Origin of the sequence: Mesorhizobium comanense (assembly GCF_005503535.1) — a bacterium.
GTDB lineage: Bacteria > Pseudomonadota > Alphaproteobacteria > Rhizobiales > Rhizobiaceae > Mesorhizobium > Mesorhizobium comanense.
The window spans coordinates 5,001-31,123 of sequence record NZ_SCNN01000033.1 but is presented as its reverse complement, the minus strand read 5'-3'; the positions used below and the strand labels follow the sequence as shown (position 1 = coordinate 31,123).

Genomic DNA, 26,123 nt, shown 5'->3' with positions numbered 1-26,123 from the left:
CCCGCAAGGGGGGAGAGCAGCAGCTTGTCTGTCTTGCCAGTCCCGCAACAGGGGAGGTTGGCGAAACCATTGGCAACAGCCAATCTCCCCTCTTGCGGGGGAGATGTCCGGCAGGACAGAGGGGGGTGCCTAGACACCGCAATTCTCTTGATCGGCACAGTACCGTGTCATCCGTATGAACCGTGCCCTCACACTCATCCGCCGCCGCCTCGTCGGCAGCATCTTCGTGCTGCTGATCGTCGTCATCGGCACGTTCCTGCTGCTCGAGGCCGCCCCTGGCGACGCGGTCGACGCCTACATCGTCTCGACCGGTGGCGATGCCGGTATGATCGAACTGCTTCGCCATCGCTGGGGGCTCGATCAATCCGAACTGACGCGGCTTGCCAGCTATCTCTGGGCACTGCTCCATCTCGACCTCGGCCAGTCGGTGACATTCTCGCGCCCCATCCGCGACGTCATCCTCGAGCGGCTTCCCAACACTTTGCTGCTGATGGTCAGCGCCACCGCGCTGTCCTTCGGGCTTGGATCGGCGCTCGGCATCTATGCCGGCGCGCGGCCGGGAAGTTTTCGCGACCGCTTCCTGTCGATCGGCTCGCTGGCGCTCTATGCCGTGCCGGGCTTCTGGCTCGGCCTGGTGCTGATCGTCATCTTTGCAGTCGACCTGCGCTGGCTGCCGATCGGCGGCATCGAAACGCTGGCCTCCGACAAGACGGGCCTTGCCCGCGCCGCCGACATCGCCGTTCATCTGGTGCTGCCGGTTTCGGCTCTCGGCTTCATCTACCTCGCGCTCTATCTGCGCATGATGCGCGCCGGCATGGCTGAAGCCTGGCGGCAGGATTTCGTGCTTGCCGCCCGCGCGAGGGGGTTGTCGCGCCGACGCATCGTGCTTGCCCATGTCGCCCGCAATGCGCTGTTGCCGCTCGTCACCATGCTCGGTCTACAATCGGCGCAGATGCTGGGCGGCAGTGTCGTCATCGAAAGCGTCTTTTCCGTGCCCGGCCTTGGCCGTCTGGCGCAGGAGGCGGTGGCCGCCCGCGACACGCCGCTGCTGCTCGGCATAATCCTCGTCAGCGCTGTTCTCGTCATCCTGATCAACCTGCTCGTCGACATCGCCTATGCCTTCCTCGATCCGCGCGTCGGCGCCAGCGGGGTCGACGCATGAGCGCGCTCTCCCGTTTCCTGCGCACGCCCGAAGCGGTCGCCGGCGCTTTTCTGCTGGCGGCGTTGTTCGCCATGGCGCTTTCGGCGCCGCTGCTGTTTCCAGGTGACCCGCAAGCCATCGCCGGACCGGCGCTGCTGCCGCCCTTCCAGGCCTGGTCGCTGCCGCTCGGCACCGACCGGCTCGGACGTGACGTGCTGGCTGAACTTTTCCATGGCGCGCGCACGTCGCTGGCCGTCGGGCTGGCGGCGGCCGCCGCAGCGCTCGCCGTCGGCGCGGTGATCGGCACGCTGGCGGGCTTCGCCGGCGGTCTTGTAGATGAGGTGCTGATGCGCATCACCGATGCATTCCAGACCGTGCCGGCCTTCCTGCTGGCGCTGGCTTTTGTCAGCGTTGTCGGCCCCTCGCTCGGCGTCGTCGTCGTGGCGATCGCACTCGGCACCTGGACCGGGCCGGCGCGCGTCGCACGCGCCGAGGTGCTGTCGATCCGCGAACGCGACTATGTCGCCAGCGCCCGCGCGGTCGGCATGCATCCGCTGGCGATTGCCTTTCGCGAGGTGCTGCCCAATGCCTTGCCACCGGTGCTTGCCCTGTCGTCGGTGATCGTGGCGGCGGCGATCCTCACCGAAGCCGCCCTGTCCTTTCTCGGGCTCGGCGACCCGAACCGGGTTACCTGGGGCGGCATGATCGCGGAAGGCCGGACCGTGCTGCGCACCGCGCCCTTCCTGTCGGTCGTTCCTGGCATAGCATTGGTGCTGACTGTGCTCGGCGTCTATCTCGCCGGCGAAGGCATCGTCGAGGCGACGGCGGTCAGGAGGGGCCTGTCGTGAGCATGCTCGCCGCAATCCGCGGCCTCTCGGTGACCTACCGCCGCGACGGCAGCGAAGTGGCGGCGGTGAGAGGGATCAGCCTTGATGTTGTTGCGGGCGAGCGCTTGGCCATCATCGGCGAAAGCGGTTCGGGCAAGAGCACGCTGGCGCTGGCCATTGCGGGGTTGCTGCCGGCGAGCGCCAGGGTTGAGGGTAGCATTGCATGGTCTTGGCCATCCTCCGATGCCCAGGCACCCCCCTCTGTCCTGCCGGACATCTCCCCCGCAAGGGGGGAGGTTGCGCTCACTTATCCGCTTTCGCCAGTCAACAACGCTGCAGAAGATCGGCCCACAGCAAAACTGCCAATCTCCCCCCTTGCGGGGGAGATGTCCGGCAGGACAGAGAGGGGTGTGACGGAACGCCGACCATCCGCGATTGGCGAAGCCGAGCCTCCCCTCCTCGGCCGCGACATCGGCTACGTCTTCCAGGATCCCTCCTCCAGCCTCGATCCCGTCATGACCGTCGGCAAACAGATCGCCGAGGTCGCCCGCACCCATCTCGGCCTCTCATGGCCGCAGGCATTCGCCAAAGCCAGTATCCTGCTCGAACGCGTCCGCTTGACTGATCCCGCGTCGGTGCTACACGCCTTCCCGCATCAGCTCTCGGGCGGCCAGAAGCAGCGTGTGGCGATCGCGGCGGCGATCGCGGCCGGACCGAAACTGCTGATCGCCGACGAGGCGACCAGCGCGCTCGACACCATCGTGCAGGCGGAGATCGTCACGCTGATCCGGCAGTTGGTGGCAGAGGACGGGATGACCCTGCTGTTCATCAGCCATGACATCGCCCTGGCCGCCGAACTCGCCGAACGCATCGCCGTGTTTCGCCACGGCCAGTTGGTCGAGCTTGGGGTGACGGCACAGATCGTCGACGCGCCGACCCAGGCCTACACACGCACGCTGCTCGACGCCCATATCGGCCTCGACGCCGCATCGCTGCTGAACCGGGCCGGGCTGCACGCATGACCCTGCTCACCGTTTCCAATCTCACCAAACGCTACCGTCGTGGCGGCAAGGCCGTCGCCGCGGTGGATGACGTCTCCTTTCACATCGATCCCGGCGAAACGCTGGCGCTGGCCGGTCCCTCCGGCAGCGGCAAGTCGACGATCGCGCGGCTGGTGATGCGCCTGATCGAGCCGGATGCTGGCGGTGTTGAATTCGAGGGCGACGATTTTCTGGCACTGCGAGGCGCCGCGCTCCGAGCACGCCGCGCACGCCTGCAGATGGTGTTCCAGGATCCGCTCGCCGCATTCAACCCGCGCGCCACCGTGGCGCGCGTGCTCGACGATCCCTTGCGCATCCACGGTATCGCCTCTCGCACCGAGCGGCCGCACCGCATCGCCACCCTGCTGGAGCGCGTCGGACTGACCGCTGGCCTCGCCCCGCGCGCCATCCATGAAATCTCCGGCGGCCAGCGCCAGCGCGTCGCGATCGCCCGCGCCATCGCCACCAAGCCGTCCTTGATCGTGCTCGACGAGGCGGTGTCGGCGCTTGACGTTTCCGTGCGCGGCCAGATCCTCGAACTTCTGCTCGACCTGCAGCGCCAGGAGCAAATCGCCTATCTCTTCATCTCGCACGATCTTGGCGTCGTCAGGGCCGTCGCCCATCGCGTCATCCTTCTCGATGCCGGGCGGATCGCCGAGAGCGGTGATGCGCGTGCCGTCATCGACGCGCCGCGATCGGCCATCGGCAAGGCGCTGGTGGCGGCAGCACCGCGACTGCACACCAAACGAGATGCAGGCTAGAAACTAGCCGCCCACCATCAGCTTGACGACCTCGTCATGGTTGGTCTCGGAGATCTTGCGTTCGCCGGCCTGGACGCCGCGCCGCAACACGACGATGCGGTCCGAGACTGCAAAGATGTCCTGCAGATTGTGCGAGATGAAGATCACGCCGCGCCCTTGCGCCTTGAGCTGGTGGATCAGCGAAATCACCTTGCGCTGCTCGGGCACGCCGAGCGCCGCCGTCGGCTCGTCCATGATCAGAATCTGCGCGTCCCAGTATACGGCACGCCCGATGGCGACGGCCTGGCGCTGGCCGCCGGAGAAATTGCTGACCGGGGCTTCGAGCCGGCTGACGTGGAAATCGAGCCGGCTCATCGTTTCCTTCGCCGCCGCCGCCATCGCCTTGCGATCGAGCACCGGCAGGAAGCCGAACGCCTTGCGCATCGGCTCGCGGCCGAGGAAGATGTTGGCGCCGATCGACAGATTGTCGGCGAGAGCGAGATCCTGGTAGATCGTCTCGATGCCCTTTTCGCGCGCCTCCTGCGGCGTGGCGAAGGTCACCGGCTGGCCCCGCAGCAGGATTTCCCCGCCCGTCGGCTGGAACACACCCGATATCGCCTTGATCAGCGTCGTCTTGCCGGCGCCGTTGTCACCGGCAAGCGCCACCACTTCGCCTGGCCGCACGGCCATGGAGAAATCGTTGAGCGCCCGCACGGCGCCGAAATGCTTGGAGAGGTTGCGGACTTCCAGCAGGGGGCCGTTCTGGTTGGTGTTATTCATCCTGACGGGCTCCACTGAACCGGCGCTGCGCCTGGTCGATAAGAACGGAAATGATGATGACGACGCCGACGGCGATGAACTGCCAGAACGGCTCGACATTGACGAAGACCAGCCCGTACTGGATGACCGCGATCACCAGCGCGCCGGCAACCGTGCCGAAGATGGTGCCAGAACCGCCGAACAGGCTGGCGCCGCCGATCACCACCGCCGCGACGCTGTCGAGCAGCAGCGGCTCACCGGCCTGAGCCGCGCCCGCGGTGAAGCGCGCGGCATAGAGTGCGCCGCCCAGCCCAGCGCACATCGCCGACAGCACGTAGAGCCGCAATATGTGACCCCTGATGTCGATGCCGGATCGACGCGCCGCCTGCACATTGGCCCCGATGGCATAATTGTGCTGGCCGAACCGGGTCTGGCTGAGCAGGTAGTGCATGATGATGACGAAGACGGCGGTGATGATCACCAGATACGGCACGCCATAGAACTTGCCATTGCCAAGCAGCGCGAACCAGGAATTCTGCACCGGCACCGTGGTGCCGCCGGCCAGCAGGAAGGCGGCGCCGCGCGCCACGCCGAACATGCCGAGCGTGCCGATGAACGGCGGCACCTTGAGCCGCGAGATGAGCAGGCCGTTGATGACGCCGGGCACGCCGGCGACGATCACCGAGGCGAGGATGCCGGCCAGCATCGCCAGCGGCAGTGGAATGGCGGCGCCCGCCATGTTGGTGGCATGCGCGGCGACGACGGCGGCCAGGCCCATGATGAAGCCGAGCGACAGGTCGATGCCGCCGGAGATGATGACGAAGGTCTGCCCGGTCGCCAGCAATAGCGGCGCCACGGCGAAGATGGCGATGGATTGCAGATTGAACGGATTGAGCACGAAAGTCGCGCCGAAGGCGAGCCTCGACCAGATCTCGAAACAGACGATCAGGCCGGCGAGGAACAGCCAGGCGCGCCCCTCCGCGATTCGCGAGATCAGGCTGCGGGCCGGATCGCCGTGATCGGCCTGGGGCGCGACATGGTTTTCTGCTGGCTGGACTGGTGATGTCGAGGTCATGGATACTCCGCGGCGGGACTGCCATCAAAACGGTCCCGCCCCGGGCGAAGACCGGCGTTGGCTCCTCCCGGCTGATCGGGAGGAGCCAGGCTCGTCATGACTTACTCGGAGTAGAGATACTTCGAGATGTTCGGATCCGCGATGTTCGACTTGTTCATGATCGTGAAGCCGGTGCCGATGGTGACCGGGATCGAATGGCCGGTCAGGTGGGCATAGGCGGAGACCACGCCGTAATAGCCGATCTCGGCCGGATGCTGGGCGATCGCCACATCGACCAGGCCGGTGTTGATGTTGTCGACGATGCTGGTCGGAGCATCGAAGGCGACAACCTTGACGGTTCCCGTCTGCCCAGCCTGCTTGACGCCGTTGGCGGCGCCCAGCGCCGAGAACAGGTTGGCGCCGAACACGCCGACCAGATCGGGATTGCGCGCGAACACCGCCTGCAGCTGCGAGGCCGCCTTGTTGGCGTCATCGTCGTTGAACTGGGTCTCCAGCACCGTGATGCCGGGGTGATTGGCCATCTCCTTCTTGAAGCCCTCTTCGCGCTGGTCGGTGGTCGAGACACCGGGCTTGACGTTCGAGACATAGACCTTGCCCTTGTCGCCGATGGCGGTGGCGAGCGCGCGCGCGGCGATCTCGCCGCCCAGCACATTGTCGGAGGCGATATAGGCCAGCGGGAAATCGGCATCGCCCGCGCCCGTCTGGTAGACGCCCGTGCCGATGAAGGTATCGACGGTGATGACCGGTATGCCGGCGTCGTTGGCCTTGCGCAGCGGCTCGACCAGTTGGACCTTGTCGGTCGGCGCGATCAGGATCGCGTCCGGCTTCTTGGCGATCACCGCGTCGAGCACCGGCACCTGGGTAACGGGATTGAAGTCCGAGGCGCCCTGGAAGACCAGGTTCACGCCAAGCGCGTCGGCGGCCGCCTGGGCGCCCTTGCGCATGGTGATGTAGAAGCCGTCGGTGGTGAGGCCCGGAATGAGCGCGATCGTGTATTTCTTGTCCTGCGCCTGCGCGGGTGCCGTCAGCACCGTCGCGCCAAGGGCGAGCGCCGCGAGCGCGGCAAACATCTTCTTCATGACATTCCTCCTCATTGTTGGCAGATCTGCCGTTGCTGCAAGTGAGATTGGGATAGCCGCGGTCCGATTGTCGGATGCCGACGGCTGAAACGCCTGTATGCCTGTCGCGGGCAGCTCCTCCCAGGCGCCCTCCGATCGATCTCGGCCGGTCAATCGACCGGCGGCTGTCTCGTACATCGCCTTCGCGAAGTCAGGGAACCAGCCCGCTCGGCGCGCATGCGCACCAAGCCCCGCAAAATTGTAACACTTTGCAGAAATAAATTGCAACTCGGTTTTTCAGAGATATCGGCGCCGGATTTTATGGACGACATCTGACTGCTCCGTGGAGCCCCGGCCAACTATTGCTCCGACCGGTCGGCGGCACAACCGATTTCGCGAGGGCTCCGGTCGAACCCGGCGGAACGCGTCAGTCCGGCATGCCGGCCGTTATCAGGTCCCGAGGGCCGCGAGGATAGCCTGCGCCGTCTTGGTATCCGTCACCAGCGTATTGATCAGCCGAGCGCGCGCCGCGGCGATGATTGCCATCGCCTTCTCCGGCGAGGCGGCGACGCCGATGACCAGCGGCACGGCGCGAAGCTGCGCCGGCGACATGGCGATCATCCGGCTCTCGCCTTCCCAGGCGATCAGCGTTCCTTCGGCGTCGAAGTAGTGCCGAAGTACGTCGCCGGCTGCATGGACAAGTGCCTGCTCGCTCGGCGTCGCGGCGCTTGCCTCGGGCGCATTGATGGCATGCGGCAGGCCGATGCCGACGATCGCCACATCGGTCCTCTCCCATAGCGCCACGGCATCGCGAATGGCCGCGTCGCGCAGGAAGGCCTCGCGCAGCTCGCTGGACGGCAGATAGGGCGCATGGATGAAATGCGGCGTACCGCCGAATTCTTCCGCGGCAAGCCGCACGAACTCGTTGACCTGGAAATGCACTGCGTGCTGCTGCATGCCGCCGGTGGCGGCCACGGTCAGCACGCCCGGCATGCGCGGCAGGCCGGCCCGGATCACCTCCCGCACGGCGCGCCCCCAGCCGATGGCGACCACGGAGCCCGCCACGAGCTGCGCCTGCTTGAGCAAGGCGCCGAGCGGCGCGGAAAGCGCGGTCAGGGCACCCGCTGCCGGCGTCTCGACCACGGCCGCATCGCGAAGTCCAAGCCCATCGATCAAAAGCTTCGTGATATCCTCTGGTGTCACGAGGTCGAGAACTTCGATCCGCACGATACCCTCAGCCCTCGCGCGCTGCAGCAGGCGCGAAATCGTTGCCGTGGAGACACCGAGCCGGCGCGCGATGTCGACCTGCGACAGCTCTTCCACATAGTGCAGCTTGGCAACCGTGTGCAGCATCGTGCGCGATGCGGTCGCGTCCTGAATGGGGGGAACAGACAGCTTGCAATTCCTTTCAGCAACGTGTTACACACGTATACGCCGATGGGAGTTATCGCGCAAATCCGGCAAACCCGCAACTTGGAGCCACGCCGCCGGCAAGGCGCGTCTCCAACAACTGGCGACACTCCAAACGGCAAAGATATTCCTGCCGCAGGCAGGCCGACACACCATTGTTTCCACGCAATCCACGCCCTCGGCGACAGGGCGGCAACATCGGACGGAAGACCATGACCAAGATGACCACCGCCGAACTGCGCGGCTACCAGCAGATATGCGGAGAGGATGGGGCCATGGTGGCTATCGCCTGCGACCAGCGTGGCGGCATGCGCACCTTGCTGGCGTCGGATCCCGACGAGCAGGCCAGGATCACCAATGAGATGCTGGGCGACACCAAGGCCGACATCACGCGCTATCTCGCAAGTGCGGCGTCCTGCGTGCTGCTCGACCCGCTTTGCGCGGTGCCGCGTATCGTCGACGAAGGCGTTCTGAACCGCGATACGGCCCTGCTCATCGGTCTCGACGCCTCCGGCTTCGACGTCTCGCCCCAGGGCTATCGCCTGTCGCGGCTGGTGCCCGGCATCGATGCGCGCCGCGTGCGCGAACTGGGCGGCACCGGCGGCAAGATCATGGTCTACCTCAGGGCCGACAAGCCGCAGGCCAACGAGCACAACATAGCCATCCTGCGCCAATGCATCGCCGATTTCGGCAAGGAGGATCTGCTGCTGGTCGTCGAATTCCTGACCTACCAGCTGGACGGAGAGAGTGCCGAGGACTACGCGGCCAGGACGCCCCAGCTGGTCGAAGACGGTACCCGCATCTGCCTGGAGTGCGGCGCCAAGGTGCTGAAACTCCCCTACCCCGGAACGCCGGAAGCCTGCGCCAACATCACAAAAATGGCCGGCGACGTGCCATGGGCGGTGCTTTCGGCCGGCGTCAACCATGCCACTTTCCTCGGCCAGGTCGAGATCGCCATGCGCAACGGCGCCTCGGGCGTCATTGCCGGCCGCTCGCTGTGGAAGGATTGCATCTCGCTCGACCGTGACATCCAGCGCGAAAGGCTTAAGACCATCGCCGTGCCGCGGCTGCGGGAAATCCAGGCCGTGATCGGGCATTATCGGCGGAAAGCCGCCTGATATCCGCGTAAGGTCGACAGGCACGTGCAGGACATCATGCCACAAAAGTCGATGGCCATAGGGATCGATATCGGCGGCACCAATCTGCGTGCCGCCCGCATCTCGGCTTCCGGCGAAATCCTCAAACGCCTTTCCGAAAAAAGCGCGCCCGATCCGGAACTGGTGCTTGGCCGCATCGCCGACATGGTGGGCCTTCTCGACACTCCGGAGGTGGCTGCCATCGGCGTCGGTATTCCCGGCCGCGTCGACGCGCGCCGCGGAGCAGTCCTGTCGGGAGGCTATGTCGATCTTGCCTCGGTCGCGATCGCGCAGCGGCTGGAAGAGATGGCCGGCAAGCCTGTGGTGATCGACAATGACTGCAACATGGCGCTCATCGCTGAAATGGCTCTCGGCGCCGGGCAGGGTCACGACAACATCGCCATGTTCACCATCGGCACCGGCATTGGCGGCGCGGTCGCTCAAGACAGGCGCATCCTGCGGGGCCGGGCGACGGCGGGGCAACTCGGCCATATCACCGTCGACATCAACGGCGACGTCTGCGCCTGCGGGCGGCGTGGCTGTGTCGAAACCACCAGTTCCGGCACGGCACTTGGCCGCCATATCGCCCGCGCCGGCCTGGGCGCCGATGTCTCGGTCGACCAGCTCTTTGCCCGCGACTCGGCCGGAGACACAAAAGCGCGCGGCATATTGGAGGCCTGGGCAAAGCCGCTGCGCGCCGCAATCGACACCACCGTCGCCATGTTCGATCCCCATCTTGTCCTGCTCGGGGGCGGTCTTGGCCTGGCCGCGCACAAGGCGCTTGGCCGCGCGCCCGCGTTGGCGGCGTGGTATCAATGCGCGGTGGAGCCGGCCAGGCTCGGCGACGACGCCGGGGTGATCGGCGCCGGGCTCGCGGCCCTGTCTGCATCGCGCTCCGCTCAGCCCGGCCGCGCCAGACGCGCGGTGCTGGTCAACGGCATTCCCGCCAGCGGCAAGAGCACCGTGTCGCGCGCTATCGCCGATCGCATGGGCTGGCCGTTGCTGGCGCTCGACACGATCAAGAACCCGTTCCTCGAAGTGCTCGGCGGCGGCGACCGCCTGTTCAACCGCACGCTAGGCCGCGCCAGCTACCAGGCAATCTGGTCGGTCGTAGGTGAAGCTCCCGCCGGCACCACCGTGGTCGTGGATGCCTGGTTCGGCTTTCAGCCGCGTGAGGTTCTGGAGGATCATCTGCGAAAAGCCGGCGTCGAGCAGACCGTTGAAATCTGGTGCCACGCGCCCGGCGAGGTCCTTGCCGAGCGCTATGGCGCCCGACTCGGCCAGCGCCTCCCCGGTCACCCCGGAGCCGCCTATATTCCCGAACTGATCGAGCTCGCCAGGCGCGCCGAGCCGCTGCGGCGCGGACCGCTCTTCGACGTCGACACGACCAGGCCGATCGACTTCGATGCCATCACGGCATGGCTTCGAGCGGTGATGGCCAACGGTACATAGACGGCTTCACGCCGGCGGCCGCAGCGCGGTGCGCGCGATCTGCCATGCGGATTCGACATGCCGGCGCGCGGCGGCTTCCGCCGCGTCCGGCTTGCGCGCCCTTATGGCATCCATGATCTCGTTCATCTCGGCAATCGCCGGCCCCCGGCGGTTCGCCGAAAGGATGGTCATGGAGCGCAGCTGGTTGATGCGAACGTTCAGCCCCGTCACGATCTCCCAGGCGACACGCTTGTCGGCCGCTTCGAACAGCGCTTCGTAGAATTTCGTCGTCGCCCGCATCACCTCCGCCGGCTTGCCCGTTGCCCAGGCCTCGAAGAGATTTGCCAGGGCATGTTCGAGCGCGGCCAATTGTCCATCCGTTGCCGAAGTGGCGCAGGCACGCGCGGCAATGCCCTCGAGGAGCGCCCGCAGCTCATAGATCTCGTCGGTACGGCCGAGATCGGGCTTGGCCACCGCCGGCCCGTGTCCGGGGATCATCTGCACCAGGCCCTCGGCCTCCAGTTGCCGAAGCACCTCGCGCACGACCGAGCGGCTGACGCCGAGTTGGTCGCAGAGCGGCCGCTCGACCAGTCTTTCACCCGGCTGGAAGTGGAAATCCATGATCGCCTCGCGCATGCGCTCCAGCGCCAGCGTCCTCAAGGTCTTGGCGCTGCGGTCGATGCGAAGCGTGTCGTCCTGCATGTCGTGTCTCCTGCGCCGCCACGAAAACAGATTCCATGTCCGGTTGACAAGGTACTTGGCGCTCCATACCATGGTATACCATAAGATGATACAGGGATCGCACGATCCCATTGCGTCGCCGACTCCGAGGATTTCATGCACCCCGCCATCCGCAAGATCGTCACCTACACGGAGAACACGCTGATCGAAGGCGGCAAGGCGGCACCCCGGCCGCTGCGCCTGATCGGCGTCGCCGCGGTGCTGACCAACCCGTGGGCCGGACGCGGCTTCACCGATGATTTGTCACCCGGGGTCCGCGCTTGCGCGCCTGTTCTGGGAGAAATCCTCACCCGCGAAATCATCGCCATCGCCGGGTCGGGCGAGGCGATCGAGGGCTACGGCAAGGCGGCCATCTCTGGCACGTCGGGCGAGATCGAACACGCGTCGGCATTGATCCACACGCTGCATTTCGGCAACCATTACCGCCGCGCCGTCGGCGCCAAGACCTATCTTGCCTTCACCAATCTGCGCGGTGGGCCCAACACGCCCATCATGATCCCGCTCATGGACAAGAATGACGAGGGCCGGCGTTCGCACTACCTGACCGTTCACTTCCAGATCGGCGACGCGCCGGCGCCGGACGAACTGGTGGTGGCGCTTGGCGCTTCGATCGGCGGCCGCCCGCATCACCGCATCGGCGACCGTTACCAGGACCTCAAGGAGCTTGGGGATCTGCATGGCTGACGCATCTGCATGGGCACGGCAGGGCAAGGCGCCTGACGGCACCGGCTTCATCCGCGCCGGCGCGGGCACGCCGGTTCTGTTCATCCATGGCGTCGGGATGAACGCCGCGATCTGGCAGCCGCAGATTGAGCGGATGACCGACCGCTTCGACGTTGTCGCCATAGACATGCTCGGCCACGGCCAGTCGCCGCTGCCGCCGCAGCACCCGGAACTGGCCGACTATGCCGATCAGGCCGTACGCCTGCTCGACCATCTCGGCCTCGACAAGGTTTTCGTCGTCGGCCATTCGATGGGTGCACTCGTCGCCCAGGAGTTGGCTCTGCGCGCGCCAGGGCGCGTCCGCCGTATCGTCTCGCTCAACGCCGTATTCCGCCGCCCGCCTGAATTGACCGAGGCCGTTCGCCAGCGCGCAGCCGCCCTCACCGGCCGTGGTGACGCTGCCGGCACGGCACAGACCATCGCACGCTGGTTCGGCGATCCGGTGCCAGCCGAGTTGGAAGCGACAGCGCAGAAGACGGCATCCGCACTGAGCGCTGTCGACCCGGAAGGCTATGCCCGCACCTACCGCCTGTTCGCCCGCGCCGACGACGACCATGCCGACCGCCTGCCAACGCTGGCCGTGCCGGCGCTGTTCATGACCGGTTCCGAGGACAAGAACTCATCTCCGGCAATGTCGGCAGCCATGGCGCGGCTGGCGCCGCGCGGCCGCTGTACGGTGCTGCCGGGCGAACGGCATATGATGGCGGTGGCTGCGCCGGACCTTACCACGCGCCATATCGTCGACTTCCTCACCGAGGATGAAGCGATCGAACAAAGCACGCAGGCGAACGCAGGCTTCGACAGCGGCGAGTTCCGCCGCGCGCTGGGCTCCTTCCTCACCGGCGTCACCATCGTCACCACGATCGGCCCCGATGGCGAGCCGCGCGGCTTCACCGCCAATTCCTTCACTTCGGTCTCCCTCGACCCGCCGCTGGTGCTGGTCTGCATTGCCCACAAGGCGCTTGGCCATCCCGTCTTCGCGACCTCGAAAAGCTTTGCCATCAATATCCTCAACGAGGGTCAGAAGGCGGCATCAGGCATTTTCGCCTCCAAGGCCGCCGACAAATTCGCATCCGTGACTTGGCGACCGGGGCAGACCGGCAGCCCGGTGCTGGACGGCTCGGTCGCATCCTTCGACTGCGACATGGAACGGCTGGTCGATGCCGGCGATCATTCCATCCTGATCGGCCGCGTCCGCGATTTCGAGCACAACTCCGCGCCGCCGCTCGGCTATTGCCGGGGCGCCTATATCGCACCCGGCCTCAGTCAGGAGGCGCTGGCCGCCACCCAACCCGGCACCGATGTCGGCGCCATCCTCGAAAATGCCGGCCGTATTCTTTTTCTGGAAACAGCCGACGGCTTCGAACTGCCGCGCGGCCGGGGACTGGGCTCGGCCGGCGATAGCAAAAGTCTCAAGGGATTGCTCGCGGCAAAGGCGATCGAGGCGCAGCTTGGCTTCCTCTACGCCGTCTGGGACGATGCCGGAAACCAGTCACGCACCCACGTCTATTATCGCGGCACTTTCGACGTGCCGGCCTCCAGCGATCGTGGCATCCGGCTGGTCGACATCGACGACATCGGCGGTCTGAAGATCGCCGATCCGGCGATCCGCTCCATGCTCTCCCGCTATGTGAGGGAGTGCTCGCAGGACGCCTTCGGCGTCTATGTCGGCAACGAGGTCGAAGGCGAGGTCCGGCCGCTCGCCAGGGCCGGCCTCTCCGCCATGAATACAGGTGACCAGGGATGAAGTTTTCGCTCTTCGTGCATATGGAACGGTCCGATCTGGCCAAGCCGCATTCCGAGCTCGTGGCCGAGCTCGAAGACCTGGTCCTGATGGCCGAAAAGGCCGGCTTCGAGACCGCCTGGATCGGCGAACATCACGGCATGGAATTCACCATCTCGCCCAACCCGTTCATCAACATCGCCTATCTCGCCGCCAAAACCAGCCATATCCGTCTTGGCACCGGAACCGTGATTGCCCCCTTCTGGCATCCGATCAAGCTCGCCGGCGAAGCGGCGATGGCAGACGTCATCACCGGCGGCCGGCTCGACATCGGCATCGCGCGCGGCGCCTACAGCTATGAATACCAGCGCATTTTCCCGGGGCTCGACGCCTGGGGTGCCGGCCAGCGTCTGCGCGAGATCATCCCTGCGATCCGCGGCCTCTGGGACGGCGACTTCGAGCTTTCCGGCGAGTTCTGGCAATTCCCGCCCACGACTTCGTCGCCCAAGCCCTTGCAGAAACCCTACCCGCCGATCTGGGTGGCGGCACGCGATCCCAACTCGCATGACTTCGCAGTCGCCAATGGCTGCAAGGTGCAGGTGACGCCACTGGCCTCGGGCGACGATGAGGTGACAAGCCTGATGCAGCGCTTCAACGACGCCTGCGCCGCGCATCCCGAGATCGAGCGGCCGGAAATCATGCTTTTGATGCACACCTTCGTCGCCGAGGACGCTTCCGACGCCGATCGCCTGACGCAGGACCTGTCGAATTTCTACTGTCAGTTCGGCGCCTGGTTCCAGAACAAGAAGCCGGTGCGTCAGGGCGTATTGGAGCCGCTGACGCCGGACGAGATCGCGGCCATGCCGCAATACGCGCCCGACAAGATCCGCAGGAATCTGGTGATCGGTGAAGCCGACGAGGTGATCGGCCGGCTGAAAGCCTACGAGACGCTCGGCTACGACCAGTATTCGATCTGGATCGACAGCGGGCTTTCGCACGAGCGCAAGAAGAAATCGCTGCAACTGTTCATCGACCGGGTGATGCCGGCCTTCATGTGATCGCGAGCCCTTGAATGACCAGCCAATGACTGACGCTCTGTTCTGGAACTTCATCGACGGCCGCTTCGAGGAGCCGTCAGCCACTTTCGACAGCGTCGATCCGTCGACCGGCGCGCTGTGGGCGAAGATGCCGGCGGCGACGGAAGCCGATGTCGACCGCGCCGTCGAGGCGGCGCACCGCGCGCTGCGCTCCGGCCCGTGGCGGACGATGACGGCGACGGCACGCGGCAAGCTGCTGGTCAAGCTGGGTGACCTCATGGTCGCCAATACGGCGCGCCTGGCGGAACTCGAGACACGCGACACCGGCAAGATCATCCGCGAGACCCGCGCCCAGATCGCCTATGTCGGCGACTACTACCGCTACTATGGCGGACTGGCCGACAAGAATGAAGGCGCGCATGTGCCGATCGACAAGCCGGACCTCGACGTCACCATCCGCCGCGAACCGATCGGCGTCGTGGCCGCCGTCGTGCCGTGGAACTCGCAGCTCTTCCTGTCGGCGGTGAAGCTCGGCCCGGCGCTCGCCGCCGGCTGCACGGTCGTGCTCAAGGCTTCCGAGGATGGCCCGGCGCCGCTGCTCGCCTTTGCCGAACTCGTCCATGAAGCCGGTTTTCCCGCCGGCACCGTCAACATCCTTACCGGCTTCGGCCACGAATGCGGTAAGCGGCTGACCAGCCATCCGCTGGTCTCGCGCGTCGCCTTCACCGGCGGCCCGTCGACGGCGCGCGCCATCGTCAGGAACACGGCGGAGAACCTCGCCTACACGACCCTGGAGCTCGGCGGCAAAAGTCCGGTCGTCGTCTTCGCCGACGCCGATCTCGACAGCGCCGCCAACGCCGTCGTCGCCGGCATTTTCGCCGCCACTGGCCAAAGCTGCGTCGCCGGTTCGCGGCTGCTCGTCGAACGCTCTGTGAAGGGCGAATTCCTTGCCCGGCTGAAGCGCAAGGCCGAAGCGATCAGGATCGGCGATCCGCAGGACGCCGCCACCGAAATGGGTCCGCTAGCCACGCAGCGCCAGCGCGACTGGATCGAGAAAGTGGTCGCCGAAAGCCTCGCCAGAGGCGGCACGCTGGTCACCGGCGGCAAGCGCCCCGACAGCCCTGGCTTCTACTACGCTCCGACCATCATCGAAGCCGGCAGCGCCGACCTGCCCTGCGTGCGCGAGGAACTGTTCGGCCCAGTGCTCAGCGTTCTTGCCTTCGACACCGAGGCCGAAGCGCTGGCGCTGGCCAACGACACGCCCTTCGGTCTCGCTTCCGGTGTCTTCACCTCGAACCTCGGCAAGGCGCACCGCATGGCGCGCGACATCCATGCCGGCGTGGTCTGGGTCAACACCTACCGGGCCGTGTCGCCGCTCGTTCCCTTCGGCGGTTACGGCCTGTCCGGCCTCGGCCGCGAAGGCGGGCTCGACGCCATCAAGGATTACACGCGTTCGAAATCCGTCTGGATCAAGACCTCGGACGATCCGATCCCAGATCCCTTCGTCATGCGCTGAGAACGGCACGGCGAAGGTGCACCAAGAAAAGCAAGAACAGACCAACAGAGGAGAATGACATGAAACTGATCCTGACCGGCCTTCTGGCCGGATTGCTGGCAGCCACTGCCGCGCGAGCCGACGAAATGGTGTTTACCAGCTGGGGCGGCACCACGCAGGAGGCACAGACCAAATCCTGGGCAGCCCCCTTCGAGGCCAGCTCCGGCATCAAGGTGCTGCAGGACGGGCCTACCGACTACGGCAAACTCAAGGCCATGGTCGATGCCAAGAACGTCACCTGGGACGTCGTCGACGTCGAAATGGACTTTGCCATCAAGGCCGCCAAGGACGGCCTGCTGGAGCCGATCGACTTCACGGTGGTGCCCAAGGCCGATCTCGACCCACGCTTCAGCAACGACCACGCGGTCGGAAGCTTCTACTATTCGTTCGTGCTGGCCTGGAACAAAGGCGCAGTCTCCGGCGAACCGGCGAGCTGGGCCGACATGTTCGACACCAAGAAATTTCCCGGCAAGCGCACCTTCTACAAATGGTCGGCGCCGGGCGTGATCGAGATCGCTTTGCTGGCCGACGGTGTGCCGGCCGACAAGCTCTATCCGCTCGACCTCGACCGCGCCTTCAAGAAGCTCGACACGATCAAGTCCGACATCGTCTGGTGGGGCGGCGGCGCGGAATCGCAGCAGCTGGTCGCTTCCGGCGAGGCTGCATTCGGCCAGCTCTGGAACGGGCGCGTCTTCGCCCTCCAGCAGGACGGCACCGATGTCGGCGTCTCCTGGAACCAGAACCTCACCGCCGCCGACGTGCTCGTCGTGCCGAAGGGCGCCAAGAACAAGGACAACGCGATGAAGTTCCTGGCCACGGCGACCAGCCCGACCGGCCAGGCCAAGTTCGCCGAGGCGAGCGGCTACGCGCCCATCAACACCAAGGCCAAGGGCGAGATGCCCGCGGAGGTGGTGAAGGGCCTTCCCGACGCCCATGTCGACGGCCAGATCAACCTCGACATGAATTACTGGGCCGAACACCGCGACGAGATCGCCACGCGCTGGTACGCCTGGCAGACCAAGTAAAACACATCCGGCGGGGCGCCGGTTGCGCGCCCCGCCCTGGAACAGGACCGCTCGATGCAGGGAAATTCTTCCAGACGCGGCTCGGTCGCCAGCCTGGCCGCCGGCAGCGGCAGCGCCTTGCCGGCCCTGCTGCTGGTCGGCCTGTTCTTCATCGTGCCGGTGGTCGCTCTTTTGCTGCGCAGCGTCACCGATCCCGAGCCCGGCCTGCAGAACTACGCGGCGCTGTTCGGCAGCGGCACCTATGTTCGGGTGTTCCTCAACACCTTCCTGGTCGCCGCGGTCGTCACCGCGGTCACCATATTGGTCGCCTTTCCCGTCGCCTGGATGCTGGCGATCATGCCGCCCGCCTTCGGCTCGGTCGTCTTCGGCATCATCATCCTGTCGATGTGGACCAACCTGCTCACGCGCACCTATGCCTGGATGGTGCTGCTGCAGCGCACCGGCGTGATCAACAGGACGCTGATGGGGCTCGGCATCATCCAGGAGCCGCTGCCTCTAATCAACAATCTGACCGGCGTCACCATCGGCATGGTCTACATCATGCTGCCCTTCATGATCCTGCCCCTTGTCGGCACGCTGCGCGCCATCGATCCGATGACGCTGCGCGCCGCCGCCCTGTGCGGCGCAAGCCCGTTCCAGGCCTTCCGCCGTATCCTGCTGCCGCTGTCCCTGCCCGGCATCGCCGCCGGCGGCCTCATGGTCTTCGTCATGTCGCTCGGCTACTTCGTGACACCAGCCCTGCTCGGCGGCACGTCCAACATGATGCTGGCCGAGATGATCGCCCAGACGGTGCGGTCATTGCTCAACTGGGGTCTCGGCAGCGCCGCCGCCTTCGTCCTGCTCGTCATCACCATGGCGCTCTACGCGCTCCAGCTTCGCCTGGTCGGCGCCAGACGCACCGGCGGGGGGGCCTGACATGCTGCTCGACTATGACCGCCTCGGATGGCTGCGTGCGGCGCTTGTCGGCTTCACGGCGGCGGTTGCGGCCTTCCTGCTGCTGCCGGTGGTCTTCATCGTGCTGTTGTCGTTCGGGTCGTCGCGCTGGCTGGCCTTTCCGCCGCCCGGCTGGACGCTGAAATGGTATGAGCAGCTGTTCGCCGACTCGACCTGGATCGATGCGGCGCTGACCAGCGCCAGGATCGCCGCCATGGCCGCCGTGCTTGCCGTCGTCATCGGCCTCTTCGCCTCCTTCGCCTTGGTGCGGGGCGAATTTCGCGGACGCCAGCTCCTGCGCGGATTGCTGCTGACGCCGATGGTGCTGCCGGTGGTCGTCTTCGCCATCGCCATCTATGCCTTCTTCCTGCGCATCGGTCTTGCTGGCACCACGATCGGCTTCGTCATCGCTCACACCATCCTTGCGCTGCCCTTCGCCATCATTCCGATCACCGCCGCGCTCGAAGGCTTCGACAAATCGATCGAGGACGCGGCCATCGTCTGCGGCGCCAGCCCGCTTCAGGCGCGGCTCAGGATCACCTTGCCGTCGATCCGCATCGGCATCTTCTCGGCGGCCATCTTCTCCTTCCTCGCCTCCTGGGACGAGGTCGTGGTGGCGATCTTCATGGCGAGCCCGACCTTGCAGACCCTGCCGGTGAAGATCTGGGGCAGTCTGCGCGCCGATTTGAGCCCGGTCGTCGCGGCCGCCTCCAGCCTGCTCGTCGGCCTCACTCTGTGCCTGATGATCGTGACCGCACTCCTTCGCAGAAAACTGTCCAGATGACCCGTTCCTTCCTGTCCATACGCGCGGTGAGAAAGACGTTCGGTGCCTTCGTCGCCGTCCACGACGTCACCATCGAGGTGCCCAAGGGCGAGTTCCTGACCTTCCTCGGACCGTCCGGCTCCGGCAAATCGACGACCCTCTACGCCATCGCCGGCTTTCAGGATCCGACCTCCGGCGATGTGCTGCTGGAGGACAAGTCCCTGCTGTCGGTGCCGTCGCACAAGCGCAACATCGGCATGGTCTTCCAGCGCTACACGTTGTTTCCGAACCTCAGCGTGGCCGAGAATGTCGCCTTCCCGCTGCGTGTGCGGCGCCGGCCGGATGCCGAGGTGAAGCGCAGGGTCGCGGACATGCTGGCGCTGGTGCGCCTGGAGAACTTCGCCGACCGCCATCCCGGTGCGCTGTCGGGCGGCCAGCAGCAGCGCGTGGCGCTCGCCCGGGCCCTCGCCTACGATCCGCCAATCCTGTTGATGGACGAGCCGCTGTCGGCGCTCGACAAGAAACTGCGCCAGGAAATCCAGGCCGAAATCCGCCGCATCCACCGCGAAACCGGTGTCACCATCCTCTATGTCACCCACGATCAGGAGGAAGCGCTCCACCTCTCGGACCGCATCGCCCTGTTCAAGGAGGGGCGCATCGAGCAGATCGGCACCGGCGAGGACCTTTATCTCCGGCCGGCCAGCGAGTTCGTGGCCGGCTTCATCGGCAATTCGAACTTCCTTCCCGGCGAACATCTGGAAACCGCAGCGGGCGCGGCGACGGTGCGGCTGGCGGACGGCTCCATCATCACCGGCTTGACGGCGGCGGAGCCATTCAGCAGGGGCCAGAAGGTAAGGCTGATGGTGCGCCCGGAGGCGTTGAGCCTTACGCCCGGACCGGCGAGCACGGCTCTTCAGGTCGACATCGTCGACACCGCCTTTTTCGGCGACCGCCGCCGGGTCGTGGCACGCACGGCCAGCGGCGACGAAATAGACGTCAGGCCAACCTCTGACGCGACGGACCCTGCCGGCGCCATTGCCGGCTCGGGTCGGCGCATCTATTTTGATCCTGCCTTGGCGTTTCTGTTCCCGGCCTGAGGTCGCGACATTTCTCGCTCCTCGCGAGGCATTCTGGAACGCATCGACAGGGCCCAACGAGATACCAGGCTGACAAGCCTTGTCGCGGCTGGTCTGATGGAGCCTGGCCGAATCGACCGACCGCTGTCAGGAGCCCGCCCATGCATGTCGTGACATTGTTGAAAGCCGATATGTTCGACGTCGAAATCGATGGACAACCGGCATCGATCGCGCAGGCCCTGCCCGGCTGGAACCAGCATGACCGGTTCGGACTGGTGATCGACGATGCGCTCGGCGGCATCGGCGCCACCCACCTGCTGCAGATCGCCATCACTTCGTTCTACGACGTCAAGCCGAGCCGTCGCAGCGAACTCACGGTCTATCCCGAGATCTATGCCTTCCATATCGGCAAGGGCTACGGAGCGCATGCGCCCTATGATTTCTGGCCTGCGCGGCGCGAGGTCATCACCTCGCTCGATCATCGCGAGGTTCTCGATGCCATCAACGATCGCGGCATCACGAGGTTGGCCGTTCCCGATCGCGTGCCGCGCGAGGTCGTGCACCGGCCGAAGGAGGTCGATGCGGCGCTCGACCGCATCGCTTCTGCCTTCGTCTACGATCCTTCAGGGCGCGTTCCCAATCCCGACCTCGTCATTTCAGGCAAGGACAGAAGAACCGAATACAACCCGAACAGCGCCCTGCGGCCACGCTACACCGACAGCCGGCCGGCTTCCGTTTCGACCGCGGCCAAGCCGGTCAAGGAACTCGACACCTCCTACCAGGAATGGCTGCGCAAGCGCGAGCATGACCTGACCGACGAGGAGCGCGACTTCGTCGAACGCCGCCGCCAGGAACTGCGGCGCGATGGCCTGGTCACCGAGACCTACCGGCGCGTCGGCGTCCGCGAGGCCTTGATGCGCCTGGCATCGGCCGGCCTCGATCGAGGCCGGGCCGCTGCCGTCTGATCAATAGCCGACCGTGAAACGCTGCCGGACATGGGCCGGCTTCTCGATCTCATCGACCATGACGATGGCGTAATCCTCGAAGGAAATGCTGCTGCCCTTGTCCGAGGCGAGAAGCATGTCCTTGCCGAGACGGAATTTGCCGGTGCGCTCCCCCGGGACGAACATCGCCGACGGCGACAGCAAGGTCCAGTCGAGGTCGGTGACGGCTCTCAGCTTGCCCAGAAAGTCAGCGCCCTTCTGCGCTTCGGCCTTGTAGATCGCGGGGAATTCAGGTGTGTCGACCAGCCGCTTGCCCGGCGCGACTTCGAGGCTGCCCGCGCCGCCGACGACGAGATAGCGCTTCACGCCCGACGCACGCACCGCGGCGATCAGCGTGTCGGGGTCGCTGTCCAGGAAATGTACGGAACTGATCACCACGTCGTGGCCGCGTATCAGATCGGCGAGCCCCCGAGGGTCGAAGACATCGCCTTTCCTGGCGGTTACGCCAGGCAGCGCCGCGATCTTTTCCGGGCTGCGGGCAATGCCCGTTACCGTGTGGCCACGATCCGAGAGCTCCTTGAGAAGGCGCGAACCGACAGCGCCCGAGGCGCCGATGAGAGCAACTTTTGCCATGTCTTTATCCGTTCCTGTTGGGGGTCTTTGGTGGGAGGATCACGCCGCCTCGATATGGGCGACGAGATTGTCGAAGCTGCCGAACAGCGCGTTCGAACCGATGAGCCGGGGCATATCGTTGCTGGCAACGGCGAGAGAAGGCACGCCATTGGCATGCAGGCGCCGAAACAATGCCCGGCCCCGGCTGACCAGTTCGCGATCGGCTGCCAGCAGGTCTTCCCCGGGCGCCTCCAGCATGGCGGCGACATCCGCCATTCCGGCATCGGCAAGCGCTTCGGCGACGCCTGCAACGGTCACGATATCGCGGCCGTCGACATAGCGCGCCCGCTGAATAGTCTTCAGTGCGGTCAGCCTGCGTGAAGGATCTTCCAGGCCGGCGGCGCTGATGCCGAGCGTGGCCGCACGGGAATCGAGAAGCGTGCCTCGCGCCTTCAGCACATTCTGCTGATAGGCCTGTGTGAAGGGCTGCCCGGTGAGGCGCTCGATACGTTGGTCATTGGACCAGGCATGGGCGGCAAAGCCTTCATCCATCGGCCGCGCGCCGGAGCCGGAAAACAACCCGGTCGGCAAGAGTTCGACGCGCATGCCGGCGGCCGACAACCTGTCCAGCATCGGAGCGGCGCCGTAGCACCAGCCGCAGAGCGGATCGAAAAGATAAATCACGTCTGAAGTACGCATGGTTGCCTGATGCCCTTGGAGCGGCGGGAGGTCGTAACCTGACCGTCAATGTCTCGGGCCATATGTGGCAGGTGGCGATCTTGCGATAAATGGCCACCAATAATACAAACTGTGTGATCAGATCAGACAATAATGGTGGCCATGGCTGAGCTTCTGAACCTCAACCGCCTCGTCTACTTCACGACCGTGATGGAAACCGGCTCGTTCACCACGGCTGCGGACAGGCTCGGTGTCGCCAAGGCCGTGGTCAGCCACCAGATCGGCAAGCTCGAGGAGGAATTGGGCGCGACACTGCTGCGGCGCACAACCCGGCGCGTCACGCCGACCGAGGAAGGGCGGCTGTTCTATGACCGCGCGGTGATCATCCTGCGCGAGGCTGAGGCCGCCTATGGCGAGATCTCGCACGGCGCGGTCGAGCCTGCCGGAATGCTGAGATTGACCGCCCCTCTCGACTACGGCACCAGGATGGTGGCGCCGGTAATGGCGGCCTATCTGAAGGCCTATCCGCACATGCGTATCGAGGCCATCTTCGACGACGCGGTCAGCAATCTGGTTGATGAACAGATCGATCTCGGCATCCGGGTCGGCTGGCTTACGGATTCCTCCAACCAGGCAAGGCGCCTGGGCACGATACGGCAGGTCGTGGTCGCGAGCCCGGCCTTCGCCGCAGGCCTGCCGCGGGACGTTGCTCCGAGCCAGGCGCGATCTCTGGCCTGGGTCGGCAATGCCCAGCTTCGCGGCATCGGCCAATGGCTGTTCTCCAGGAATGACGAAACGGTGCTGACCGAGCTCAATCCTGTCGTCGTCTGCGACAAAAGCCCCGCGGCCTATGCCTGCGTCCTCGCCGGCATTGGCCTTGGCGTTTTCCCCGACTATGCGGTGGATGAGGATGTCGCGGCCGGCCGGCTGGTAAGGATATTCGCCGACTGGACGTTACCGACTGGTGGCATACATGCGGTGTTCCCGCCTGCCCGCTTCCGGCCCGCGAAGGTCCGCGCCTTCGTTGACCTGCTCGCAGCCGCCGAGAAACGGCGTTCGCGTGGTCTTGCCATCGCGTGATCGGAACCACGCTCAGCCGAATGTCGGCAATAGCTTACATTTGTTCTTCATTGAGAAGCCCGCGCCGGGACGCCACGGATCCGGGAGAAGCTAAGCCCCCTACAGTGGCGCTGGTTTTTGGTGTGGGTGACTTGACCGCCGCGGAGCCAAGCCGGCGTCTGGTGAGCGTTTGAGGTTGGCGTGCATGGGGGAGGGCTACAGAAGCAAAAAGCCCGCGCGAGGCGGGCTTTTTTGAATTTGGTTGCGGGGACAGGATTTGAACCTGTGACCTTCAGGTTATGAGCCTGACGAGCTACCGGGCTGCTCCACCCCGCGCCATCGGACTTTTGCCTCGGGCAAAATGTCCTTTCAACGCTTTCAGACCTTTGCCGCAGGCAAAATGTCTATACGAACTGCCAATGGAAAGGGCCGCGTTAGCGGCCCGAGGTTTCCCGTTGGCGGGCCATGTTTAGAGAAGATTTCTGTCATCCTGTTTGGATGAGAGATCAACGTGCGTTTAGCAGACCTGGCAGCGACCTACTCTCCCGCGTCTTGAGACGAAGTACCATCAGCGCTGGAGCGTTTCACGGCCGAGTTCGGAATGGGATCGGGTGCAGCCGCTCCGCCATAACCACCAGGTCGGCAAAACGCACGTTATTTCGAGAAGCTGTTTTTGTGCCATTGGCGTTCTTTTAGTCGAGGCGCCTTTCGAAGCGAAGCTTCGCAAGGTCGACTGACCGTCGGCGCTGATGCGCCGCACCCACGTAGCGCCGCCCGACAGGGCGGAACAAGCGTGAGTGAGAACAAGACCATTTGACTTCGTCAAATGGGCATAAGGAATGAGAACGATCAAGCCGATCGAACTATTAGTACCGGTAAGCTTCAAGCGTTGCCGCTCTTCCACACCCGGCCTATCAACGTGGTCGTCTTCCACGGTTCTCAGGGAATACTCGTTTTAAGGTGGGTTTCCCGCTTAGATGCCTTCAGCGGTTATCCCGTCCGGATATAGCTACCCTGCTATGCGGCTGGCGCCACAACAGGTCCACCAGAGATCCGTCCATCCCGGTCCTCTCGTACTAGGGACAGATCCTTTCAATATTCCTACACCCACGGCAGATAGGGACCGAACTGTCTCACGACGTTCTGAACCCAACTCACGTACCGCTTTAAATGGCGAACAGCCATACCCTTGGGACCTGCTCCAGCCCCAGGATGCGATGAGTCGACATCGAGGTGCCAAACAACCCCGTCGATATGGACTCTTGGGGGTCATCAGCCTGTTATCCCCGGCGTACCTTTTATCCGTTGAGCGATGGCCCTTCCACGCGGGACCACCGGATCACTATGACCGACTTTCGTCTCTGCTCGACTTGTCAGTCTCGCAGTCAGGCAGGCTTATGCCATTGCACTCAGCGAACGATTTCCGACCGTTCTGAGCCCACCATCGCGCGCCTCCGTTACTCTTTAGGAGGCGACCGCCCCAGTCAAACTACCCACCATACATTGTCCCGGACCCGGATAACGGGCCGCGGTTAGACATCCATAGTAATAAGGGTGGTATTTCAAGGGTGGCTCCACCCGAGCTGGCGCCCGGGTTTCAAAGCCTACCACCTATCCTACACATGCCACTACGAATGCCAATGTAAAGCTATAGTAAAGGTGCACGGGGTCTTTCCGTCTAACCGCAGGAACCCCGCATCTTCACGGGGAATTCAATTTCACTGAGTCTATGCTGGAGACAGCGGGGAAGTCGTTACGCCATTCGTGCAGGTCGGAACTTACCCGACAAGGAATTTCGCTACCTTAGGACCGTTATAGTTACGGCCGCCGTTTACTGGGGCTTCGATTCAGAGCTTGCACCCCTCCTCTTAACCTTCCAGCACCGGGCAGGCGTCAGACCCTATACGTCGCCTTGCGGCTTCGCAGAGCCCTGTGTTTTTGATAAACAGTCGCTACCCCCTGGTCTGTGCCACCCTCCTTAGCTTGCGCTAAAAAGGGTCACGCTTCTTCCGAAGTTACGCGTGCAATTTGCCGAGTTCCTTCAGCATAGTTCTCTCAAGCGCCTTGGTATACTCTACCAGACCACCAGTGTCGGTTTCGGGTACGGTTTATAAGGAGGAGCTATTTCCTGGAACCACGCAGCAGCCCGTTCAATCCGATAAGATTGGACTACCTCAATGATCCGTCACTACCTCCAAGCCCACGAATATTAACGTGGTTCCCATCGACTACGCGTTTCCGCCTCGTCTTAGGGGCCGGCTAACCCTGCTCAGATTAGCTTTAAGCAGGAACCCTTGGTCTTTCGGCGGGGGAGTCTCTCACTCCCCTTACGTTACTCATGTCAGCATTCGCACTTCTGATACCTCCACCACCCCTCACGGGTATGGCTTCATCAGCTTACAGAACGCTCCGCTACCGCTCGTATTGCTACGAACCCTAAGCTTCGGTGTATGGCTTTAGCCCCGTTACATTTTCGGCGCAAAGACCCTTATTTAGACCAGTGAGCTGTTACGCTTTCTTTAAATGATGGCTGCTTCTAAGCCAACATCCTGGTTGTTTTGGGATCCTCACATCCTTTCCCACTTAGCCATAACTTGGGGACCTTAGCTGTAGGTCAGGGTTGTTTCCCTTTTCACG

The 26,123-nt window shown here is 64.6% G+C and carries 23 protein-coding genes, 1 tRNA gene and 2 rRNA genes (1 of these 26 only partly in view); 16 read left to right on the top strand and 10 right to left on the bottom strand.

The genetic code is table 11. The features are described 5' to 3' along the window. The first annotated feature begins 175 nt into the window (after window positions 1-175). The 4 genes from FFS37_RS32430 to FFS37_RS32415 are packed head-to-tail and all read left to right on the top strand — an operon-like array spanning window position 176 to window position 3,769. Complete coding sequence (locus tag FFS37_RS32430) at window positions 176-1,162, top strand: ABC transporter permease (RefSeq protein ID WP_137935006.1); 987 nt, start codon at window positions 176-178, stop codon at window positions 1,160-1,162. Further along, window positions 1,159-1,989 (top strand): ABC transporter permease, encoded by an 831-nt coding sequence (locus FFS37_RS32425; protein WP_137935005.1) that lies wholly within the window; start codon window positions 1,159-1,161, stop codon window positions 1,987-1,989. The genes FFS37_RS32430 and FFS37_RS32425 overlap by 4 nt, the downstream gene beginning before the upstream one ends. Beyond that, window positions 1,986-2,990, top strand: a complete 1,005-nt coding sequence (locus tag FFS37_RS32420) for an ABC transporter ATP-binding protein (protein WP_171026511.1) — start codon at window positions 1,986-1,988, stop codon at window positions 2,988-2,990. Before FFS37_RS32425 ends, FFS37_RS32420 begins: the two co-directional genes overlap by 4 nt. After that, entirely contained in the window at window positions 2,987-3,769 is a 783-nt protein-coding gene (locus FFS37_RS32415) for an ABC transporter ATP-binding protein (protein ID WP_137935004.1), read from the top strand. Before FFS37_RS32420 ends, FFS37_RS32415 begins: the two co-directional genes overlap by 4 nt. A gap of 3 nt (window positions 3,770-3,772) precedes the next feature. Here FFS37_RS32415 and FFS37_RS32410 read toward each other — a convergent pair whose 3' ends face one another. The 4 genes from FFS37_RS32410 to FFS37_RS32395 all read right to left on the bottom strand — a co-directional run bounded on the left by FFS37_RS32410 (window position 3,773) and on the right by FFS37_RS32395 (window position 7,993). Then, on the bottom strand, window positions 3,773-4,528 hold the full coding sequence (locus FFS37_RS32410) for an ATP-binding cassette domain-containing protein (RefSeq protein ID WP_137935003.1): 756 nt from the start codon (window positions 4,526-4,528) through the stop codon (window positions 3,773-3,775). Next, window positions 4,521-5,582 carry an ABC transporter permease subunit gene (locus tag FFS37_RS32405; RefSeq protein ID WP_137935002.1) on the bottom strand — a complete coding sequence of 354 codons (1,062 nt, stop codon included), beginning with the start codon at window positions 5,580-5,582 and terminating at the stop codon, window positions 4,521-4,523. Before FFS37_RS32405 ends, FFS37_RS32410 begins: the two co-directional genes overlap by 8 nt. A gap of 101 nt (window positions 5,583-5,683) precedes the next feature. After that, window positions 5,684-6,661: an ABC transporter substrate-binding protein gene (locus tag FFS37_RS32400; protein ID WP_137935001.1), complete on the bottom strand. Its 978-nt coding sequence runs from the start codon at window positions 6,659-6,661 to the stop codon at window positions 5,684-5,686. Window positions 6,662-7,090: 429 nt separating this feature from the next. Beyond that, window positions 7,091-7,993 carry a sugar-binding transcriptional regulator gene (locus FFS37_RS32395; RefSeq protein WP_137935000.1) on the bottom strand — a complete coding sequence of 301 codons (903 nt, stop codon included), beginning with the start codon at window positions 7,991-7,993 and terminating at the stop codon, window positions 7,091-7,093. A 269-nt stretch (window positions 7,994-8,262) separates the two neighbouring features. On the opposite strand from FFS37_RS32395, the gene FFS37_RS32390 reads away from it, so the two are divergent. Together FFS37_RS32390 and FFS37_RS32385 are read left to right on the top strand one after the other, a co-directional pair. Beyond that, a complete protein-coding gene (locus tag FFS37_RS32390) occupies window positions 8,263-9,168 on the top strand; it encodes a tagatose-bisphosphate aldolase (RefSeq protein ID WP_137934999.1) in 906 nt (301 codons plus the stop codon). A 36-nt stretch (window positions 9,169-9,204) separates the two neighbouring features. Beyond that, window positions 9,205-10,638, top strand: coding sequence for an ROK family protein (locus FFS37_RS32385; RefSeq protein ID WP_137934998.1), 1,434 nt, complete (start codon window positions 9,205-9,207; stop codon window positions 10,636-10,638). A 6-nt stretch (window positions 10,639-10,644) separates the two neighbouring features. Here the strand turns inward: FFS37_RS32385 and FFS37_RS32380 are convergent, their stop codons facing one another. Beyond that, window positions 10,645-11,319 carry a GntR family transcriptional regulator gene (locus FFS37_RS32380; protein WP_137934997.1) on the bottom strand — a complete coding sequence of 225 codons (675 nt, stop codon included), beginning with the start codon at window positions 11,317-11,319 and terminating at the stop codon, window positions 10,645-10,647. Window positions 11,320-11,454: 135 nt separating this feature from the next. Here FFS37_RS32380 and FFS37_RS32375 point away from each other — a divergent pair, with 135 nt between their 5' ends. From FFS37_RS32375 to FFS37_RS32335, 9 genes are all read left to right on the top strand, one after another. After that, window positions 11,455-12,042, top strand: coding sequence for an amino acid synthesis family protein (locus FFS37_RS32375; RefSeq protein WP_137934996.1), 588 nt, complete (start codon window positions 11,455-11,457; stop codon window positions 12,040-12,042). Next, window positions 12,035-13,828, top strand: coding sequence for an alpha/beta fold hydrolase (locus FFS37_RS36535; protein WP_137934995.1), 1,794 nt, complete (start codon window positions 12,035-12,037; stop codon window positions 13,826-13,828). The genes FFS37_RS32375 and FFS37_RS36535 overlap by 8 nt, the downstream gene beginning before the upstream one ends. Beyond that, on the top strand, window positions 13,825-14,862 hold the full coding sequence (locus FFS37_RS32365) for an LLM class flavin-dependent oxidoreductase (RefSeq protein ID WP_137934994.1): 1,038 nt from the start codon (window positions 13,825-13,827) through the stop codon (window positions 14,860-14,862). Before FFS37_RS36535 ends, FFS37_RS32365 begins: the two co-directional genes overlap by 4 nt. 25 nt (window positions 14,863-14,887) lie before the next feature. Further along, complete coding sequence (locus FFS37_RS32360) at window positions 14,888-16,357, top strand: aldehyde dehydrogenase (RefSeq protein WP_137934993.1); 1,470 nt, start codon at window positions 14,888-14,890, stop codon at window positions 16,355-16,357. A 59-nt stretch (window positions 16,358-16,416) separates the two neighbouring features. Beyond that, on the top strand, window positions 16,417-17,421 hold the full coding sequence (locus FFS37_RS32355) for an ABC transporter substrate-binding protein (protein WP_137934992.1): 1,005 nt from the start codon (window positions 16,417-16,419) through the stop codon (window positions 17,419-17,421). 54 nt (window positions 17,422-17,475) lie between these two features. Beyond that, entirely contained in the window at window positions 17,476-18,336 is an 861-nt protein-coding gene (locus FFS37_RS32350; protein WP_137934991.1) for an ABC transporter permease, read from the top strand. 1 nt (window position 18,337) lies between these two features. Continuing rightward, on the top strand, window positions 18,338-19,138 hold the full coding sequence (locus tag FFS37_RS32345; protein WP_137934990.1) for an ABC transporter permease: 801 nt from the start codon (window positions 18,338-18,340) through the stop codon (window positions 19,136-19,138). Further along, window positions 19,135-20,214, top strand: a complete 1,080-nt coding sequence (locus FFS37_RS32340; protein WP_137934989.1) for an ABC transporter ATP-binding protein — start codon at window positions 19,135-19,137, stop codon at window positions 20,212-20,214. Before FFS37_RS32345 ends, FFS37_RS32340 begins: the two co-directional genes overlap by 4 nt. Window positions 20,215-20,354: 140 nt before the next feature. Next, window positions 20,355-21,158, top strand: a complete 804-nt coding sequence (locus FFS37_RS32335; protein WP_137934988.1) for a hypothetical protein — start codon at window positions 20,355-20,357, stop codon at window positions 21,156-21,158. Here FFS37_RS32335 and FFS37_RS32330 read toward each other — a convergent pair whose 3' ends face one another. Next, a complete protein-coding gene (locus tag FFS37_RS32330; RefSeq protein ID WP_137934987.1) occupies window positions 21,159-21,770 on the bottom strand; it encodes an NAD(P)-dependent oxidoreductase in 612 nt (203 codons plus the stop codon). It lies immediately after the preceding gene. 39 nt (window positions 21,771-21,809) lie between these two features. Then, window positions 21,810-22,448: a DsbA family protein gene (locus FFS37_RS32325; RefSeq protein WP_137934986.1), complete on the bottom strand. Its 639-nt coding sequence runs from the start codon at window positions 22,446-22,448 to the stop codon at window positions 21,810-21,812. Between the two features lie 141 nt (window positions 22,449-22,589). Between FFS37_RS32325 and FFS37_RS32320 the strand changes: the two genes are divergently transcribed. Continuing rightward, window positions 22,590-23,507, top strand: coding sequence for a LysR family transcriptional regulator (locus tag FFS37_RS32320; RefSeq protein ID WP_137934985.1), 918 nt, complete (start codon window positions 22,590-22,592; stop codon window positions 23,505-23,507). A gap of 238 nt (window positions 23,508-23,745) precedes the next feature. On the opposite strand, the gene FFS37_RS32315 is transcribed toward FFS37_RS32320, so the two are convergent. The 3 genes from FFS37_RS32315 to FFS37_RS32305 form a co-directional block, all read right to left on the bottom strand. Next, window positions 23,746-23,822, bottom strand: a tRNA-Met gene (locus FFS37_RS32315). A gap of 188 nt (window positions 23,823-24,010) precedes the next feature. After that, window positions 24,011-24,125, bottom strand: a 5S ribosomal RNA gene (rrf, locus tag FFS37_RS32310). 206 nt (window positions 24,126-24,331) lie between these two features. After that, window positions 24,332-26,123, bottom strand: a 23S ribosomal RNA gene (locus FFS37_RS32305) (it continues 1,006 nt past the right edge of the window).

Bases quoted from the DNA above. Each gene is read 5' to 3' on its own strand.
- FFS37_RS32350 (WP_137934991.1), top strand. From the start codon at position 17,476: ATGCAGGGAAATTCTTCCAGACGCGGCTCGGTCGCCAGCCTGGCCGCC.
- FFS37_RS32425 (WP_137935005.1), top strand. From the start codon at position 1,159: ATGAGCGCGCTCTCCCGTTTCCTGCGCACGCCCGAAGCGGTCGCCGGC.
- FFS37_RS32390 (WP_137934999.1), top strand. From the start codon at position 8,263: ATGACCAAGATGACCACCGCCGAACTGCGCGGCTACCAGCAGATATGC.
- FFS37_RS32380 (WP_137934997.1), bottom strand. From the start codon at position 11,319: ATGCAGGACGACACGCTTCGCATCGACCGCAGCGCCAAGACCTTGAGG.
- FFS37_RS32415 (WP_137935004.1), top strand. From the start codon at position 2,987: ATGACCCTGCTCACCGTTTCCAATCTCACCAAACGCTACCGTCGTGGC.
- FFS37_RS32340 (WP_137934989.1), top strand. From the start codon at position 19,135: ATGACCCGTTCCTTCCTGTCCATACGCGCGGTGAGAAAGACGTTCGGT.
- FFS37_RS32405 (WP_137935002.1), bottom strand. From the start codon at position 5,582: ATGACCTCGACATCACCAGTCCAGCCAGCAGAAAACCATGTCGCGCCC.
- FFS37_RS32430 (WP_137935006.1), top strand. From the start codon at position 176: ATGAACCGTGCCCTCACACTCATCCGCCGCCGCCTCGTCGGCAGCATC.
- FFS37_RS32375 (WP_137934996.1), top strand. From the start codon at position 11,455: ATGCACCCCGCCATCCGCAAGATCGTCACCTACACGGAGAACACGCTG.
- FFS37_RS32395 (WP_137935000.1), bottom strand. From the start codon at position 7,993: ATGCTGCACACGGTTGCCAAGCTGCACTATGTGGAAGAGCTGTCGCAG.
- FFS37_RS32330 (WP_137934987.1), bottom strand. From the start codon at position 21,770: ATGGCAAAAGTTGCTCTCATCGGCGCCTCGGGCGCTGTCGGTTCGCGC.
- FFS37_RS32335 (WP_137934988.1), top strand. From the start codon at position 20,355: ATGCATGTCGTGACATTGTTGAAAGCCGATATGTTCGACGTCGAAATC.
- FFS37_RS32385 (WP_137934998.1), top strand. From the start codon at position 9,205: ATGCCACAAAAGTCGATGGCCATAGGGATCGATATCGGCGGCACCAAT.
- FFS37_RS32355 (WP_137934992.1), top strand. From the start codon at position 16,417: ATGAAACTGATCCTGACCGGCCTTCTGGCCGGATTGCTGGCAGCCACT.
- FFS37_RS32410 (WP_137935003.1), bottom strand. From the start codon at position 4,528: ATGAATAACACCAACCAGAACGGCCCCCTGCTGGAAGTCCGCAACCTC.
- FFS37_RS32345 (WP_137934990.1), top strand. From the start codon at position 18,338: ATGCTGCTCGACTATGACCGCCTCGGATGGCTGCGTGCGGCGCTTGTC.
- FFS37_RS36535 (WP_137934995.1), top strand. From the start codon at position 12,035: ATGGCTGACGCATCTGCATGGGCACGGCAGGGCAAGGCGCCTGACGGC.
- FFS37_RS32360 (WP_137934993.1), top strand. From the start codon at position 14,888: ATGACTGACGCTCTGTTCTGGAACTTCATCGACGGCCGCTTCGAGGAG.
- FFS37_RS32325 (WP_137934986.1), bottom strand. From the start codon at position 22,448: ATGCGTACTTCAGACGTGATTTATCTTTTCGATCCGCTCTGCGGCTGG.
- FFS37_RS32400 (WP_137935001.1), bottom strand. From the start codon at position 6,661: ATGAAGAAGATGTTTGCCGCGCTCGCGGCGCTCGCCCTTGGCGCGACG.
- FFS37_RS32320 (WP_137934985.1), top strand. From the start codon at position 22,590: ATGGCTGAGCTTCTGAACCTCAACCGCCTCGTCTACTTCACGACCGTG.
- FFS37_RS32365 (WP_137934994.1), top strand. From the start codon at position 13,825: ATGAAGTTTTCGCTCTTCGTGCATATGGAACGGTCCGATCTGGCCAAG.